General features: G+C 67.0%; 10 protein-coding genes and 3 rRNA genes. 9 read left to right on the plus strand and 4 right to left on the minus strand.

Going from position 1 to position 17,213, the window contains the following annotated elements; translation table 11 throughout:
* Window positions 1–121 precede the first annotated feature (121 nt).
* The 5 genes from GTY67_RS15275 (at window position 122) to GTY67_RS15295 (ending at window position 7,046) form a co-directional block, all read left to right on the plus strand.
* Complete coding sequence (locus GTY67_RS15275; RefSeq protein ID WP_161279057.1) at window positions 122–994, plus strand: hypothetical protein; 873 nt, start codon at window positions 122–124, stop codon at window positions 992–994.
* Window positions 984–2,351, plus strand: coding sequence for a hypothetical protein (locus GTY67_RS15280; RefSeq protein WP_161279058.1), 1,368 nt, complete (start codon window positions 984–986; stop codon window positions 2,349–2,351). The genes GTY67_RS15275 and GTY67_RS15280 overlap by 11 nt, the downstream gene beginning before the upstream one ends.
* Window positions 2,348–3,898, plus strand: a complete 1,551-nt coding sequence (locus GTY67_RS15285; protein ID WP_093690963.1) for an SCO6880 family protein — start codon at window positions 2,348–2,350, stop codon at window positions 3,896–3,898. Before GTY67_RS15280 ends, GTY67_RS15285 begins: the two co-directional genes overlap by 4 nt.
* 84 nt (window positions 3,899–3,982) lie before the next feature.
* The gene (locus GTY67_RS15290; protein WP_093690961.1) at window positions 3,983–5,401 is read left to right on the plus strand and encodes an ATP-binding protein; all 1,419 of its coding nucleotides are present in this window, start codon (window positions 3,983–3,985) and stop codon (window positions 5,399–5,401) included.
* 1 nt (window position 5,402) lies between these two features.
* Complete coding sequence (locus GTY67_RS15295) at window positions 5,403–7,046, plus strand: type IV secretory system conjugative DNA transfer family protein (protein WP_202461450.1); 1,644 nt, start codon at window positions 5,403–5,405, stop codon at window positions 7,044–7,046.
* Window positions 7,047–7,055: 9 nt separating this feature from the next.
* Here the strand turns inward: GTY67_RS15295 and GTY67_RS15300 are convergent, their stop codons facing one another.
* On the minus strand, window positions 7,056–7,625 hold the full coding sequence (locus GTY67_RS15300) for a GNAT family N-acetyltransferase (protein ID WP_161279059.1): 570 nt from the start codon (window positions 7,623–7,625) through the stop codon (window positions 7,056–7,058).
* 195 nt (window positions 7,626–7,820) lie between these two features.
* On the opposite strand from GTY67_RS15300, the gene GTY67_RS15305 reads away from it, so the two are divergent.
* From GTY67_RS15305 to GTY67_RS15320, 4 genes are all read left to right on the plus strand, one after another.
* The gene (locus GTY67_RS15305; RefSeq protein WP_161279060.1) at window positions 7,821–8,765 is read left to right on the plus strand and encodes an ABC transporter ATP-binding protein; all 945 of its coding nucleotides are present in this window, start codon (window positions 7,821–7,823) and stop codon (window positions 8,763–8,765) included.
* On the plus strand, window positions 8,762–9,574 hold the full coding sequence (locus tag GTY67_RS15310) for an ABC transporter permease (protein ID WP_161279061.1): 813 nt from the start codon (window positions 8,762–8,764) through the stop codon (window positions 9,572–9,574). The genes GTY67_RS15305 and GTY67_RS15310 overlap by 4 nt, the downstream gene beginning before the upstream one ends.
* A gap of 96 nt (window positions 9,575–9,670) precedes the next feature.
* On the plus strand, window positions 9,671–10,975 hold the full coding sequence (locus GTY67_RS15315) for a histidine kinase (RefSeq protein WP_343238752.1): 1,305 nt from the start codon (window positions 9,671–9,673) through the stop codon (window positions 10,973–10,975).
* Window positions 10,972–11,643 (plus strand): response regulator transcription factor, encoded by a 672-nt coding sequence (locus GTY67_RS15320; protein WP_161279063.1) that lies wholly within the window; start codon window positions 10,972–10,974, stop codon window positions 11,641–11,643. Before GTY67_RS15315 ends, GTY67_RS15320 begins: the two co-directional genes overlap by 4 nt.
* A 79-nt stretch (window positions 11,644–11,722) precedes the next feature.
* Here the strand turns inward: GTY67_RS15320 and rrf are convergent.
* The 3 genes from rrf to GTY67_RS15335 form a co-directional block, all read right to left on the minus strand.
* Window positions 11,723–11,839: ribosomal RNA gene (gene rrf, locus GTY67_RS15325) — 5S ribosomal RNA — on the minus strand.
* A gap of 78 nt (window positions 11,840–11,917) precedes the next feature.
* Window positions 11,918–15,042, minus strand: a 23S ribosomal RNA gene (locus tag GTY67_RS15330).
* Window positions 15,043–15,341: 299 nt separating this feature from the next.
* Window positions 15,342–16,867 (minus strand): 16S ribosomal RNA (locus GTY67_RS15335).
* Together the 16S, 23S and 5S rRNA genes form the textbook arrangement of a ribosomal RNA operon.
* Window positions 16,868–17,213 lie beyond the last annotated feature (346 nt).

Below are 17,213 nucleotides of genomic sequence, written 5' to 3' on the forward strand. Positions count from 1 at the left end.
TGCCCACCGGCTGAGGTTGCGTCTCCCTGATGTCGAGTCACTCCACCGCGCTCACGCGGCAACCAGCACAGCTACCGTCGTCATGCGCGGAACCGCACACGACCGAGGGAGCGAACGCGGCATGAGTCCCGGTGACGAGCACGACTACCGCGGCAGGGACCAGGGCGGGCGCGCGGACGACCCGTACAGCACGCTCGGCGGCACCCGCCAGACCCGTACCCGCCTTCCGGACGGCGACGCGGACCTTCCGCACGGCCGCCGGCCCGTCCGGAACTCGCGCTCCATCGTCACGATCACCGGTGTCGTGGTCCTCCTCATCGCCGCGATCGCCTTCGCCAACCGGGGCGGCGGCAGCGACGACAACGCCTCCTCGGGCACGAAGAACCCGGGGACGGCAGGCTCGGCCCCCACCGCCGCCACCGGCACCAAGCCGGTCCAGGGCAAGAACGGAACGATCCCCTCCGGCTTCGCCCACGATGAGCAGGGGGCGCAGAGTGCGGCGGCGAACTACTCGGTCGCGCTGGTCTCGGACGGGATGTTCGACCAGGAGCGCCGTCGTGAGATCTCCGAGGCGGTCTACGCGCCGGATGTGGCCGCTGCACGCAGGGACGACCTCGACAAGGTCTACTCGCAGGAGTCGTTCCTCACCAGCATCGGCCTGAACCCCGATGGCAAGGCCCCCGAAGGACTGACTTTCATCTCCCGGGCCAATCCTGTCGGCACCAAGGTCGAGAAGTATCTCGGCGACACCGCCACGGTTGCCGTCTGGTACTCCGCACTGTTCGGCCTGGCCGGTGAAGGGTCGAAGAACCCGGTGTCCGAGAGCTGGTACACCACCACGTACGAGCTGAAGTGGGTCGACGGGGATTGGAGGGTCACCGACTTCACGCAGAAGGACGGCCCCGTACCCGTCGGCCGGGACCAGGCCGCCTCCTCCGCCGAGGAGATGGCTGACGCAGTTCAAGGGTTCGGAGGGTTCACCTATGCCCGGTAAGTCCCACCGAATCCGGTCACTGGCAGCGGCCTTCACGGGCCTCCAGGTAGCCGCCGTGACGCTGGCCGGCCGCGCGGCGGCAGCCCCGACACCGACGCCCTCGCCCGAACCCAGCAACGACCCCTGCGACCTGATTCGCGGCCCCGCCAAGGACTACTGCGAAGGCGGCGAAGGCGCCGGCGCCGGTACCCAGGACATCGCCCCCACCGACGCCCTGGACCCCCTCACCTCCCTCGCCCAAGGCTGCGCCGACGCCGCCGCCTACATCGTCGGCAAGCTCAGCGAGGCCGTCGAGTCCACGGCGAACGTCGACTTCACCAACCCCGCCTTCCGCCAGCAGTACGCCGTCATCTTCGCGGCCTCCACCTTCCTCACCCTCGTCCTCTGGCTCCTCGCCGTAGCCAAGCGCGCCATCCGCGGCGTCCCCTTCACCACCGCGATCTCCGAGGCCGTCGGCTTCCTCTGGCTCACCGTCCTCGCCTCGGCCTTCACGCCCCTGATCCTCTACACGATCGTCTCCGCCACCGACGGCGTCACCGAGGTCATCGCCTCCGCCACCGGAAGCCAGACCGATGTCTTCTTCGGGTCGTTCGCCGAGGCCCTCAAGAAGGGCAACGACATCGGCGGCGGGCCGATCATGCTGATCGTCGTCTCGCTCGTCTCGATCGTCGCGGCCGGCGTCCTGTGGCTGGAGCTCGTCATCCGCGCCGCCCTGCTCTACGTCGGCGCCCTGCTCGGCATCGTCGTCTACGCCGGTCTCGTCGACAAGAACATGTGGGGCCACGTCCGCCGCTGGGCCGGCATCATGATCGCGGTGATCATGGTCAAGCCGGTCATCGTCATCGTCCTCGGCCTCGCCGGAGCGCTCTCCGCCGGCGACGGCCCCGACGCCTTCTCCGCCGTCGTCTCCGGCCTCGCCATCATCCTGCTGGCCATCTTCGCCTCCGCCATGATCTACCGCTTCGTCCCCGGCTTCGGCGACGAGATCCAGGGCGCCCGCACCAACCGCAAGCAGGCCACCGACGGCGCCCAGGCCGCCGCCCTCATCAGCTCCCCGGCCGCCCTCGTCTCCCAGGGCATCAAGACCCACAGCGGCCGCAACGACCAGAACAGCGGAGGGGGAGGCGGCGGCGCCCGCCCCTCCAACCCGGCCAGCGGCGGCGTCGCCGCACACAGCTCCCGCACCACCAACGGAGGCGGCGGCGGGGTCGGCGGCGGATCTGTCCCCTCCGCCGCACCCCCGCCCCGCAGCGGCGGCTCCGGCCCCACCTCCGGCACCCCCCACAGCAGCCGCCCCTTCCGGGGAGGCGGCTCCGGCAGCACAGGTAACTCGAGCACAGGAGGTGGAGGGCGTTGACGACTCAGTCCCACACGATGACGCCCCGCCGTACGTATCTCATCGGCCGCGCCCGGCCGAACGCGATCGTCGGCAAGAACCGCGAGACCGGCGAGATCGCCCTGATCATCGTCGGCGCGTTCCTCGGCATGATGAGCGGACTCCTCGTCCCCCTCCTCTCCCTCCGCATCGTCTGCCTCGTGGGCTTCCCGCTCCTCGCCCTCGCCATCGTCTACGTCCCGTACAAGCACCGCACGTTCTACAAGTGGTTCGAGATCAACCGCAGCTACAAGCGCTCCCTGCGCCGCGGCACCGCCTACCGCTCCGGCGCCATGGAGGCCGGCATCAGCGCCGACGGCCGCGAGGTCGAGATCGGCCCGCCCCCCGGCATCGGCCGCATCAGCTGGCTCGCCGCCCCCTTCGGCCCCGACGAGATCGCCGTACTCCTCCACGCCGACCGCCGCACCGTCACCGCCGCCATCGAGATCGAGGGCCCCGGCGTCGGCCTCCGCGACAGCGAGGACCAGGAGGCCCTGGTCGACCGGTTCGGCACCCTCCTCAAGCACGTGGCCAACGGCGACGGCTTCGTCACCCGCCTCCAGATGCTCGCCCGCACCCTCCCCGCCGACCCCGACGCCCACGCCAAGGACGTCGCCCAGCGCGGCGACAAATCGGCCCCCGGCTGGCTCCAGGACTCCTACGACCAGCTCCAGTCCATGGTCTCCACCTCCAGCGAGCAGCACCGCGCCTACCTCGTCGCCTGCATGCACTACAGCCGCGAGCTCGCCGCCGAGGCCAACGCCATCGCCCGCGCCGCCCGCCCCCACGGCGGCCGCAGACTCGACCGCGACGCCGGACTCGCCATCGTCATGGCCCGCGAGCTGACCGACATCTGCGCCCGCCTCGCCGAGGCCGACATCCGGGTCCGCCAGCCGCTCGGCCAGAGCCGCCTGGCCTCCCTCGTGCACTCCATGTACGACCCCGACCACCCCATCGACCACATCCAGGCCATGACCAAGCGCAACGCCTGGCCCGCCGAACTGGACGCGGTGGAGCCCACGTTCCTCCAGGCCAAGACCCGCGAGTCCACCACCCGCGCCCCCTGGTGCCACGCCACGGCCTGGGTGAAGGAGTGGCCGATGACCCCCGTCGGCGTCAACTTCCTCGCCCCGCTCCTCGTCCACACCCCCGACGTCATCCGTACGGTCGCCGTCTGCATGGACCTCGAACCCACCGAGGTCGCCATCGAACGCATGCTGACCGAGAAGACCAACGACGACGCCGAGGCCAGCCGCCAGGCCAAGATGAACCGCACCGTCGACCCCCGCGACATCGCCGCCCACGGCCGACTCGACCAGCGGGGTGAAGATCTCGCCAGCGGCGCGGCCGGGGTCAACCTGGTGGGGTACATCACGGTGTCGTCCCGCTCACCCGAGGCCCTCGCCCGCGACAAGCGGACGATCCGCGCCTCGGCCGGCAAGTCGTATCTCAAGCTGGAGTGGTGCGACCGCGAACACCACCGCGCCTTCGTGAACACGCTCCCGTTCGCCACCGGCATCCGCCGCTGACACGGGCACCACCCCCAAGACCGACACAGCCACCCACGACAGCACCCGCGACGAACACCCGCGACAAGAGAGGGCACCCACGCCATGCGAGACCCCCTGTCCGCATTGTCGGATGCCTTCACCTCCTTCCTCTTCGGCAAGGTGGAGACGACCCGCCTCCCCGTCCGTACGTCGACGGGCCAGGCCCAGGCCGTCTACCTCCCCACCGCCGCCCCCGGCCTCGGCGACTCCGGCGTGATCATCGGCCGCGAGGTCTACAGCGGCAAGGGCTACATCTACGACCCCTTCCAGCTGTACGGGCAGCAGCTCCCCGCCCCCCACTGGCTGGTCCTCGGCGAGTCCGGCAACGGCAAGTCGGCGCTGGAGAAGACCTACGTCCTGCGCCAGCTCCGCTTCCGCGACCGCCAGGTCGTCGTCCTGGACGCCCAGGGCGAGGACGGCGTCGGCGAATGGAACCTCATCGCCCAGGAGCTGGGCATAACCCCCATCCGCCTGGACCCGACCGCAGCCCTCAACGGCGGCATCCGCCTCAACCCCCTCGACCCCTCCATCACCACCACCGGCCAGCTCGCCCTCCTCCGTACGATCATCGAAGTCGCGATGGGCCACGGTCTGGACGAGCGTTCCGGCTTCGCGCTGAAGGTAGCCCACGCCTACGTCACCGCGACCATCACCGACCGCCAGCCGGTCCTGATGGACATCGTGGAGCAGCTGCGCCACCCCAAGCCCGAGTCGGCCGAGGCGATGAACGTCGACATAGACGATGTACGGGCCTGGGGCCTGGACGTCGCCCTCGTCCTGGACCGGCTCGTCGACGGCGACCTGCGCGGCATGTTCGACGGCCCCACCACCGTCGGCATCGACCTCGACGCGCCCCTCATCGTCTTCGACCTCTCGCACATCGACCGCAACTCGATCGCGATGCCGATCCTGATGGCGATCGTCGGCGTCTGGCTGGAACACACCTGGATCCGGCCCGACCGCAAGAAGCGCATCTTCCTGGTCGAGGAGGCGTGGCACATCATCAACTCCCCCTTCGTCGCCCAGCTCTTCCAGCGCCTGCTGAAGTTCGGACGCCGGCTCGGCCTCTCCTTCGTCGCCGTCGTCCACCACCTCAGCGACGTCGTGGACGGAGCAGCGGCGAAGGAAGCGGCGGCCATCCTCAAGATGGCCTCCACCCGCACGATCTACGCCCAGAAGTCCGACGAGGCACGCGCCACCGGCCGGGTCATCGGGCTGCCCCGCTGGGCGGTCGAGATCATCCCGACCCTCACCCCCGGCATCGCGGTCTGGGACGTCAACGGCAACGTACAGGTCGTCAAACACCTGATCACCGAGGCCGAACGCCCCCTCGTCTTCACCGACCGCGCCATGACCGAGGGCTCCTCGGACGACCTGCTCCCGGAGGACATCCGCGCCGCGGAGCTGGAGGCGGAGCAACGGGCGGCCCGGATCGAGAACCAGCAGCGTATCGACGACTCGTCCCGGTCCACGGTGGCCTGACATGGCACGCCGAGCAGCCCCCGGACCGGGCCCGGGCCCGGAGCAGGACCCCCGGTACGACCGGCGGAACCATCCGCGCCCCGGCCCCGGCCACCGCCCCCGGCCCCGCCACGAGGACTCCAGCACGGGCGGCATCCCCGACGGGCTGCTGGTCGGCCTGATCGGCTTCCTGTTCGCGGCGACCCTGCTCGCCTGGGCGGCCACGGGTCTGGCCGGCCTCCTCGCGCACGGGTCCTGGCCGGACGGCGTCACCTTCACCCGGACCCCGCTCGCCCTGCGCGAACTGGCCACCGCACCGCAGGACCTCCCCGGCGCCTGGCCCCACACGCCCGCCTCCCAGCTCTCCGGGTACGGCCTGTTCTGGGGGCTGTTCATCGGCGAGCTGATGGTGCTGGTGGTGCTGACCGTGTTCGCCCTCGGGTCCGTGGCCCGATGGCGGACCGTACGGGAACGGCGCCGCGAGGAACGCCTGTACGGGACACCCCACGAGGCACATGAGGCACACGAGCCATACGAGACGTCCGAGGCATACGAGACGTACGGGCCCCAAGAGGCACACCAGCCCCACACGACCGCCAAGCCCCACGACACGCCCCAGCCCCGCCACACTCCCGCTCCCGCCCAGCACCAGCACCAGGCCGCCCCCTCCTTCACCAAGACCACACCGGAGGCGCCCACCGCGCCCCTCACCCTGCCCTCCCCCCGCACCCCCCTCCTCGTCTACGCCTCCGCTCCCGCCCGGCGCCCCACCGTCGTCCAGGCCATCCAGGACGCCGAGGGCCCCGCCCTGGTCGTCACCTCGGACCCCACGGTCTGGGCCGAGACGAAGGACGCCCGCGCCAAGCTGGGCCCGGTCCTCGTCTACGACCCCGGCCACCTCTGCGACACCCCGGCCCGCCTCCACTGGCCGCCCACCGCAGGCTGCGAGGACCCCGACACGGCCGCCGTACGCGCCGCCGCCCTCCTCGCCCCGGTCCGCCCGCAGGCCCGGATCGACGCGGCGGTGGCCGACACCGCACAGACCCTCCTCCAGTGCTGGCTGCACGCCGCGGCGGTGGATGGCCGCCCGTTCCGCCAGGTCGCCCGCTGGGCCTCGGGCGCCGCCGCCCACGAACCCGTACGCCTCCTCCGTACGCACCCCAAGGCCGCCTCCGGCCTCGCCGGGCTCCTAGAGTCCGCGCTCACGGGGTACCCGGAACGGCGGGAAGTGGCGCAGGAGTTGAACGTACGGGCCTTCTCGGCCCTCTCATCGGTGCACATCCGCGAGGCCTGCACGGCAAACCGATCGGATTCGGCCGCGCTGGAATCTTTTGCCCGCGAGGGGGGAACGCTCTATGTGGTCGGTGAACCCATCGAGGATCCCCGCACCCGCCCCGGCGCGATGCCCCTCCTCACCGCGCTCGCCTCACACGTGGTCGAGTACGGCCGCCGCATGGCCGCACGGTCATCCGACGGTCGGCTCGACCCACCAATGACGCTGGTCCTGGACGACGTGGCCGCCGTGGCACCGCTCCCCCAGCTCCCTGAACTGCTGGCGAAGGGCCAGGAGTTGGGCATGCCCGCGATCGCCCTCCTCCGCTCCCGCGAGCAGGGCCGGGCCCGCTGGCAGCAACACCTGCACGCCCCGGCCGCAGGCACCCCCTGAGGACCCTGCCTACCCCCGCTCCATCACATACTCCAGCTCCCACTCGACCTGCCCGCCCGGCCCGCCCCGCTCACCCGGCACCGCCATCCGCTGCCCCGACGGTACGAACCCGAACCGCCGGTAGAACGCCGCCGCCCGCGGGTTGTCCTCGTGCACATACAGGCGCACCCGCTCCAGCCGGGGCGCGGACAGCGACCAGGCCCAGTCGACGGCCACCCGGAACAAGGCGTCCGCCACCCCGGTCCCCCGCACCTCCGGCCGGACGAAGACCCCCACCAGATGCCCCTGGTCCATCACAGGAGCCTCCCCGAAGCGCACCTCGTCCTCCGGGCGCTCCACCAGCACGGTGACCGTGCCCACCCACTCCCCCTCGGGCGACTCCGCGACGAACTGCCGCACGTCCCCGCCCTCGGCGGCCGCGGCCGTACGCTCTTGCCAGAAGGCATCCGGCCGCACGACGGCCGCCTCGTACGAGTCAAGGAACGCCACGGGAGCCGCTGGGTCCCGCAACGCCTCCAGCCGCAGCTGCCTGGCCAGCGGCCACTCCTCGGCCCGTACGGAACGCATCACATAGTCCATGCCCCGATCCTCGCCCGCCGCCCGCACGCCGCTCAACCGCCCGCCGCCCCTCACATCCCCCGGTCCGGGCCCCTCCGGAGCCACCCGACCCAGCCCCGCCCCGCCTGCCCCGTCGTACCCCGGTACTACGCCCCCACCCAGGTCCCACCCCCGGTCGGACGACCGCCCCCGGGCCGGCTCCGTAGCGTCGACCGCATGATCAAGGCATACGGACTCACCAAGCGGTACGGCGACCGAACCGTCGTCCAGGACCTCGACTTCACCGTCCACCCCGGTACGGTCACCGGCTTCCTCGGCCCCAACGGCGCCGGGAAGTCCACCACGATGCGCATGCTCCTCGGCCTCGACACCCCGACCCGCGGCCGCTCCACCGTCGGCGGGCGCGCCTACGCCGCCCATGGAGCACCCCTCACCCAGGTCGGCGCCCTGCTGGAGGCCCGTTCCGTCCACCCCGGCAGATCCGCCCGCAACCACCTGCTGGCCCTCGCCCACACCCACGGCATCCCGCGCCGCCGCGTCGAGGAGGTCATCGCCCTCGCCGGCCTGACCGAGGCCGCCCACCGGAGGGTCAAGGGCTTCTCGCTCGGCATGGGCCAACGGCTCGGCATCGCCGCCGCACTCCTCGGCGACCCGGCCACCGTCATCCTGGACGAACCGGTCAACGGCCTCGACCCGGAGGGCGTGCTGTGGATCCGCACCCTGCTCAGGTCTCTCGCCGCCGAAGGCCGTACGGTCCTCGTCTCCTCCCACCTGATGAGTGAAATGGCCCTCACCGCCGACCACTTGATCGTCATCGGCCGGGGCCGCCTCCTCGCCGACACGACGGTCGACGAGCTGGTCCGCCAGGCGGGCGGCGCCTCGGTGAAGGTCGCCACCCCACAACCTGAGTCGCTACGTCGGTACTTGGCGGCCCCGGGCGTGGAGATCACCGCATCGGCCGACGGACTCCGCGTCCGGGGCACGGACGCGGCCCACATCGGCGCCGTGGCCGCCGAGCACGGGATCACCCTCCATGAACTGACCCCGCAGACCGTCTCGTTGGAGCAGGCGTTCATGGACCTCACCCAGGACGCGACCGACCACCGGTCACAGCCACCGGCCACCACTCCCCACGCTCACCTCACCGGAGCCGCAGCATGACCACCACGACACCGCACGCCGCCACTCCCGCACGGCAAGCACCCCGGTACCGCATCACCCCGGCCCGCGTCCTCCGCTCCGAATGGCACAAAATCCGCTCCCTGCGCTCCACTTGGATCACCCTGACCACAGCAGCCGCGCTGGTCCTGGGAGTCGGCCTGATCATGGGCGGCACGTACACCTCCGGCGGCGGGGACTCCGACATCGACACGGTCATCATGACCCTGTACGGCAGCATGCTCGGCCAGCTCTGCCTGGTGGTGCTGGGCATCCTGATGACGGCGGGCGAGTACGCGACCGGCATGATCCGCTCCTCCCTCACCGCCGTACCGGCCCGGCTCCCCGTCCTGTGGGCCAAGGCCGCGGTCTTCACGGCCACCGCGTTCTCGGTCATGTTCGCGACGGGCCTGATCACCTTCACCGCGGCCCAGCTCTTCCTCCACGACACCGACCAGGCGGCCTCGCTCACCGACCCGGGAGTGCTGCGCGCCGTGGCGGGCACCGCGGCGGGAGTCACCCTGATGGGCCTCCTGGCGCTCGGCCTCGGCGCCCTCCTGCGCTCGGTACCCGGCGCGATCGGCGCGTTCATCGGCGGGGTCATGCTCCTCCCCGAGATCCTCGGGATGCTCCCGTACGACACGGTGGAGCAGGCCGTCCGGTACTTTCCCACCCAGGCGGCCGGCGCACTCGGCTCCGCCACACCGCTTCCGGATGCGGCGCCCCCCGCCGCAGCTCTGCTCGCCCTCTCCCTGTGGGTGGCGGCCGTCCTGGCGACGGCGGCTTGGACGCTGCGCCGCCGGGACGCCTGAGGCCGAGAGAAGAAGAGGACGAGTACAAGGAAGAGGAAGAGGGAGAAGGAACAGGTGACGGACGACCGCCCGGACGGGGCCGACCACCCCGGCCGGATACGCCACACCGACCCGGTAGCGGCTCCGCTCACCTCCGACGCGGCCACGGCCCCGCTCACCCGGACCATCCGCGCCACGCTGGACCGGCTCCGCGCCTTCGACCGACGCCGGCCACGGGTCTGGGACGCGGCGGTGACCGCGTTCTGGGCCGTGGCGGCCGTCCTCGACTACACCTCCGGCGGCTGGCGGACCGTGGCCCGCGACGTGACCGCGCCCGAACCGCTGGTGCTGCTGATGAGCCTGTGGTTCTCGCTCCCGCTGCTGTGGCGCCGCACGCACCCGATGACCGTGCTCCTGCTGTCGGCCCCGGTGTCCCTGGTCAACATCTGGACGGGCGCAGTGGTCCAGGCCGCCCTCCTCCAGCTGATCCCCGTCTTCCACATCGCCCTGCGCTCGTCCCTCCGTACGCTCGGGACGGCGGCCCTGGTGTTCTGCGCCCCGCTCCTCGCGGGCGCCATCCGCATCCCCGGCATCTGGGGGCAGCAAGTCATCTCGTACGTATGGGGGTTGGTCTTCGTCGCCCTGCTGGGCATCGCCGTACGGACGCGCCGCGAGTACACCGAGGCACTCGTCGAACGTGCCCACCGGCTGGAACACGAACGCGACCAGCAGGCCCGCCTCGCCGCCGCCGCCGAACGCACCCGCATCGCCCGGGAGATGCACGACATCATCGGCCACAACCTCTCCGTCATCACGGGCCTCGCGGACGGCGGGTCCTACGCGGCCACCAAGAACCCGGAGCGCGCCGCCCAGGCACTGGACGCGATCGGCACCACCAGCAGGCAGGCGCTGTCCGAACTCCGCCGCCTCCTGGGCGTCCTGCGCGACGACCACCCCACCGCCGACCGCACCCCCCAGCCGACCCTCGCCGACCTGGCCCCCCTCATCGACCGCGTCCGCCGCGCGGGCCTCCCCGTGCACCTGGAACTCCACGGCGAACCCGAACCGTCCACCGCACCCACCCCGGGCCGCCAACTGACGGTCTACCGGGTGGTCCAGGAGTCCCTGACCAACACCCTCAAGCACGCGGCCCCACCCGCCGCCGCACCCCTGTCCGCCACGGTGACCCTCACCTACACCCGCACCCACATCGACGCCCGCATCACGGACACAGGCACGGGCCCAAGCGCCGGCACAGGCGCGGACGGGCAGGACCCCCCAGCCCCCACCCTCGCCCAAGGCATCATGGGCATGCGCGAACGGGCGGCGCTCTACAACGGCACGATCGAAGCCGGCCCGCTGCCGGACCACGGCGGATGGCACGTCCACCTCCGCCTCCCCCTGGAGGACCAGCCCCAGTGACGACCGTACTCATCGCGGACGACCAGCCGATGCAGCGCTTCGGCTTCCGCATGCTGCTGGAGAGCCAGGACGACATGACGGTCGTCGGCGAGGCGGGCGACGGCACCGAGGCCATCAACCTGATCGCCCGGCACCAGCCGGACGTCGCCCTGATGGACATCCGCATGCCCGGCCTCGACGGGATCGAGGCGACCCGCCGCATCATCAGGTCGGGCTCCCGCACCCGCGTCCTCATCGTCACGACCTTCGACCTCGACGAGTACGCGTACGACGGCCTCCGCGCCGGCGCCAGCGGCTTCCTGGTCAAGGACGTCCTGCCGGAGGAGCTCCTCTCGGGCATCCGCGCGGTGGCCGGCGGCGACGCCGTGGTCGCCCCGTCCCTGACCCGCCGCCTCCTGGACGCCTACGCCCACCACCTGCCGGTCACCCCCGGCGACACCGCAGCCACCGCGTCGAACCCCCGCATCACCACGCTGACGGACCGGGAACGAGAGATCCTCACGGTCATCGGCCAAGGCTGGTCGAACACGGAGATCGCCACCCGCCTCCACCTCGCCGAGTCCACCGTGAAGACGCACGTCACCCGCATCCTCGCCAAAACGGGCTGCCGGGACCGCGTGCAGGCGGTCATCCTGGCCTACGACAGCCGACTGGTGACGCCCTCGTAGGCCCCCGGGGGGCCGCGTTCATGGCCCGGAACGCAGAAAAGCCCCGCACCATACGGTGCGGGGCTTTCCCGGAAAAATTGTTCGGCGGCGTCCTACTCTCCCACAGGGTCCCCCCTGCAGTACCATCGGCGCTGAAAGGCTTAGCTTCCGGGTTCGGAATGTAACCGGGCGTTTCCCTAACGCAATGACCACCGAAACACTATGAAATTTAGAACAACCGGTGTAATCACAGCTGTTCGTTATTTCAGAACTAACACAGTGGACGCGAGCAACTGAGGACAAGCCCTCGGCCTATTAGTACCAGTCAGCTCCACCCGTTACCGGGCTTCCACATCTGGCCTATCAACCCAGTCGTCTACTGGGAGCCTTAACCCCTCAAGAGGGTGGGAATACTCATCTCGAAGCAGGCTTCCCGCTTAGATGCTTTCAGCGGTTATCCTTTCCGAACGTAGCCAACCAGCCATGCCCTTGGCAGGACAACTGGCACACCAGAGGTTCGTCCGTCCCGGTCCTCTCGTACTAGGGACAGCCCTTCTCAATATTCCTACGCGCACAGCGGATAGGGACCGAACTGTCTCACGACGTTCTAAACCCAGCTCGCGTACCGCTTTAATGGGCGAACAGCCCAACCCTTGGGACCGACTCCAGCCCCAGGATGCGACGAGCCGACATCGAGGTGCCAAACCATCCCGTCGATATGGACTCTTGGGGAAGATCAGCCTGTTATCCCCGGGGTACCTTTTATCCGTTGAGCGACAGCGCTTCCACAAGCCACTGCCGGATCACTAGTCCCGACTTTCGTCCCTGCTCGACCCGTCGGTCTCACAGTCAAGCTCCCTTGTGCACTTACACTCAACACCTGATTGCCAACCAGGCTGAGGGAACCTTTGGGCGCCTCCGTTACTCTTTAGGAGGCAACCGCCCCAGTTAAACTACCCATCAGACACTGTCCCTGATCCGGATCACGGACCCAGGTTAGACATCCAGCACGACCAGAGTGGTATTTCAACGACGACTCCACAACCACTGGCGTGGCCGCTTCACAGTCTCCCACCTATCCTACACAAGCCGAACCGAACACCAATATCAAACTATAGTAAAGGTCCCGGGGTCTTTCCGTCCTGCTGCGCGAAACGAGCATCTTTACTCGTAGTGCAATTTCACCGGGCCTATGGTTGAGACAGTCGAGAAGTCGTTACGCCATTCGTGCAGGTCGGAACTTACCCGACAAGGAATTTCGCTACCTTAGGATGGTTATAGTTACCACCGCCGTTTACTGGCGCTTAAGTTCTCAGCTTCGCACACCCGAAAGTGCACTAACCGGTCCCCTTAACGTTCCAGCACCGGGCAGGCGTCAGTCCGTATACATCGCCTTACGGCTTCGCACGGACCTGTGTTTTTAGTAAACAGTCGCTTCTCGCTGGTCTCTGCGGCCACCCCCAGCTCAAGCAGCAAGTGCTATCACCAGTGATGGCCCCCCTTCTCCCGAAGTTACGGGGGCATTTTGCCGAGTTCCTTAACCATAGTTCACCCGAACGCCTCGGTATTCTCTACCTGACCACCTGAGTCGGTTTAGGGTACGGGCCGCCATGAAACTCGCTAGAGGCTTTTCTCGACAGCATAGGATCATCCACTTCACCACAATCGGCTCGGCATCAGGTCTCACCCTGCATGTGTGACGGATTTACCTACCACACGGGCTACACCCTTACCCCGGGACAACCACCGCCCGGGCTGGACTACCTTCCTGCGTCACCCCATCGCTTACCTACTACAAGTCTGGTTCATCGGCTCCACCACTACCCTCAACTCCGAAGAGATCGGGCCGGCTTCACGGACTTAGCATCGCCTGATTCAGTACTGGGCGTTTCAAAGCGGGTACCGGAATATCAACCGGTTGTCCATCGACTACGCCTGTCGGCCTCGCCTTAGGTCCCGACTTACCCTGGGCAGATCAGCTTGACCCAGGAACCCTTAGTCAATCGGCGCACACGTTTCTCACGTGTGTATCGCTACTCATGCCTGCATTCTCACTCGTGAACCGTCCACAACTCGCTTCCGCGGCTGCTTCACCCGGCACACGACGCTCCCCTACCCATCCCAGCCCCCGTTGGGGGTACATGCTGGAATGACACGACTTCGGCGGTACGCTTGAGCCCCGCTACATTGTCGGCGCGGAATCACTTGACCAGTGAGCTATTACGCACTCTTTCAAGGGTGGCTGCTTCTAAGCCAACCTCCTGGTTGTCTCTGCGACTCCACATCCTTTCCCACTTAGCGTACGCTTAGGGGCCTTAGTCGATGCTCTGGGCTGTTTCCCTCTCGACCATGGAGCTTATCCCCCACAGTCTCACTGCCGCGCTCTCACTTACCGGCATTCGGAGTTTGGCTAAGGTCAGTAACCCGGTAGGGCCCATCGCCTATCCAGTGCTCTACCTCCGGCAAGAAACACACGACGCTGCACCTAAATGCATTTCGGGGAGAACCAGCTATCACGGAGTTTGATTGGCCTTTCACCCCTAACCACAGGTCATCCCCCAGGTTTTCAACCCTGGTGGGTTCGGTCCTCCACGAAGTCTTACCTCCGCTTCAACCTGCCCATGGCTAGATCACTCCGCTTCGGGTCTAGAGCGTGCAACTAGTTCGCCCTATTCGGACTCGCTTTCGCTACGGCTTCCCCACACGGGTTAACCTCGCTACACACCGCTAACTCGCAGGCTCATTCTTCAAAAGGCACGCAGTCACGACTGCATGTGCAAGCACATACAGCGACGCTCCCACGGCTTGTAGGCACACGGTTTCAGGTACTATTTCACTCCGCTCCCGCGGTACTTTTCACCATTCCCTCACGGTACTATCCGCTATCGGTCACCAGGGAATATTTAGGCTTAGCGGGTGGTCCCGCCAGATTCACACGGGATTTCTCGGGCCCCGTGCTACTTGGGTGGTTCTCAAGCAAGCCGTTGATGTTTCAGCTACGGGGGTCTTACCCTCTACGCCGGACCTTTCGCATGTCCTTCGCCTACATCAACGGTTTCTGACTTGCCGACCAATCGGCAGATTGATCAAGAGAACTCCCACAACCCCGTATGCGCAACCCCTGCCGGGTATCACACGCATACGGTTTGGCCTCATCCAGTTTCGCTCGCCACTACTCCCGGAATCACGGTTGTTTTCTCTTCCTGAGGGTACTGAGATGTTTCACTTCCCCTCGTTCCCTCCACACTGCCTATGTGTTCAGCAGCGGGTGACAGCCCATGACGACTGCCGGGTTTCCCCATTCGGAAACCCCCGGATCAAAGCTTGGTTGACAGCTCCCCGGGGACTATCGTGGCCTCCCACGTCCTTCATCGGTTCCTGGTGCCAAGGCATCCACCGTGCGCCCTTAAAAACTTGGCCACAGATGCTCGCGTCCACTGTGCAGTTCTCAAACAACGACCAGCCACCCACCACCCCGTCCCTGAGGACGAGTTCACTGGGGCCGGATCGAAGGCGACCTCTACGGCCGTACCTTCAGATACCCAACAGCGTGCCCGACCCGACCGATCCATCCCCACGTTCCACGCCGAAGCAGTACTAGTGACAACCAACCTGTCGTGCCGAATAGTCAACGTTCCACCCATGAGCAACCAGCACCGAACACTCGCCGGTGTACTGGCCTCTGACCAAACCGAGGCTTGGTGAGAAGTGCTCCTTAGAAAGGAGGTGATCCAGCCGCACCTTCCGGTACGGCTACCTTGTTACGACTTCGTCCCAATCGCCAGTCCCACCTTCGACAGCTCCCTCCCACAAGGGGTTGGGCCACCGGCTTCGGGTGTTACCGACTTTCGTGACGTGACGGGCGGTGTGTACAAGGCCCGGGAACGTATTCACCGCAGCAATGCTGATCTGCGATTACTAGCAACTCCGACTTCATGGGGTCGAGTTGCAGACCCCAATCCGAACTGAGACCGGCTTTTTGAGATTCGCTCCGCCTCGCGGCATCGCAGCTCATTGTACCGGCCATTGTAGCACGTGTGCAGCCCAAGACATAAGGGGCATGATGACTTGACGTCGTCCCCACCTTCCTCCGAGTTGACCCCGGCAGTCTCCTGTGAGTCCCCATCACCCCGAAGGGCATGCTGGCAACACAGAACAAGGGTTGCGCTCGTTGCGGGACTTAACCCAACATCTCACGACACGAGCTGACGACAGCCATGCACCACCTGTATACCGACCACAAGGGGGGCACCATCTCTGATGCTTTCCGGTATATGTCAAGCCTTGGTAAGGTTCTTCGCGTTGCGTCGAATTAAGCCACATGCTCCGCTGCTTGTGCGGGCCCCCGTCAATTCCTTTGAGTTTTAGCCTTGCGGCCGTACTCCCCAGGCGGGGAACTTAATGCGTTAGCTGCGGCACCGACGACGTGGAATGTCGCCAACACCTAGTTCCCAACGTTTACGGCGTGGACTACCAGGGTATCTAATCCTGTTCGCTCCCCACGCTTTCGCTCCTCAGCGTCAGTAATGGCCCAGAGATCCGCCTTCGCCACCGGTGTTCCTCCTGATATCTGCGCATTTCACCGCTACACCAGGAATTCCGATCTCCCCTACCACACTCTAGCTAGCCCGTATCGAATGCAGACCCGGGGTTAAGCCCCGGGCTTTCACATCCGACGTGACAAGCCGCCTACGAGCTCTTTACGCCCAATAATTCCGGACAACGCTTGCGCCCTACGTATTACCGCGGCTGCTGGCACGTAGTTAGCCGGCGCTTCTTCTGCAGGTACCGTCACTTTCGCTTCTTCCCTGCTGAAAGAGGTTTACAACCCGAAGGCCGTCATCCCTCACGCGGCGTCGCTGCATCAGGCTTTCGCCCATTGTGCAATATTCCCCACTGCTGCCTCCCGTAGGAGTCTGGGCCGTGTCTCAGTCCCAGTGTGGCCGGTCGCCCTCTCAGGCCGGCTACCCGTCGTCGCCTTGGTAGGCCATTACCCCACCAACAAGCTGATAGGCCGCGGGCTCATCCTTCACCGCCGGAGCTTTTAACCCCGTCCCATGCGGGACAGAGTGTTATCCGGTATTAGACCCCGTTTCCAGGGCTTGTCCCAGAGTGAAGGGCAGATTGCCCACGTGTTACTCACCCGTTCGCCACTAATCCACCCCGAAAGGCTTCATCGTTCGACTTGCATGTGTTAAGCACGCCGCCAGCGTTCGTCCTGAGCCAGGATCAAACTCTCCGTGAATGTTTACCCGTAATCGGGTGCACACACACGAGAGCGGAACAACCGGTCGGAATAAGACCCGTTGTTCACAGCGTCCTCGCTGTGTAATCGCCTGCCCGTGTGCCGCCGAAGCGACCCGGTGCAGGACTTTCAAAGGAACCACCAACCTGCACCAGGTGCAGGCCGGGGTATCAACATATCTGGCGTTGACTTTTGGCACGCTGTTGAGTTCTCAAGGAACGGACGCTTCCTTCGGTCCCGTTTCACCGGGGCCCTCCGGGCGCTTCCCTTCGTTTTTCTTTCCTGTCTTGCGTTTCCGACTCTATCAGACTCTTTCGTGTCCGATTCCCGGTCGAAGCAGGTCAAG

Source organism: Streptomyces sp. SID8374 (assembly GCF_009865135.1).
In the GTDB taxonomy this organism is placed as follows: domain Bacteria; phylum Actinomycetota; class Actinomycetes; order Streptomycetales; family Streptomycetaceae; genus Streptomyces.

Coding starts and splice junctions, on each gene's coding strand:
- GTY67_RS15280 (WP_161279058.1), top strand. CDS start 984: ATGCCCGGTAAGTCCCACCGAATCCGGTCACTGGCAGCGGCCTTCACG.
- GTY67_RS15310 (WP_161279061.1), top strand. CDS start 8,762: ATGACCACCACGACACCGCACGCCGCCACTCCCGCACGGCAAGCACCC.
- GTY67_RS15295 (WP_202461450.1), top strand. CDS start 5,403: ATGGCACGCCGAGCAGCCCCCGGACCGGGCCCGGGCCCGGAGCAGGAC.
- GTY67_RS15290 (WP_093690961.1), top strand. CDS start 3,983: ATGCGAGACCCCCTGTCCGCATTGTCGGATGCCTTCACCTCCTTCCTC.
- GTY67_RS15300 (WP_161279059.1), bottom strand. CDS start 7,625: ATGGACTATGTGATGCGTTCCGTACGGGCCGAGGAGTGGCCGCTGGCC.
- GTY67_RS15305 (WP_161279060.1), top strand. CDS start 7,821: ATGATCAAGGCATACGGACTCACCAAGCGGTACGGCGACCGAACCGTC.
- GTY67_RS15275 (WP_161279057.1), top strand. CDS start 122: ATGAGTCCCGGTGACGAGCACGACTACCGCGGCAGGGACCAGGGCGGG.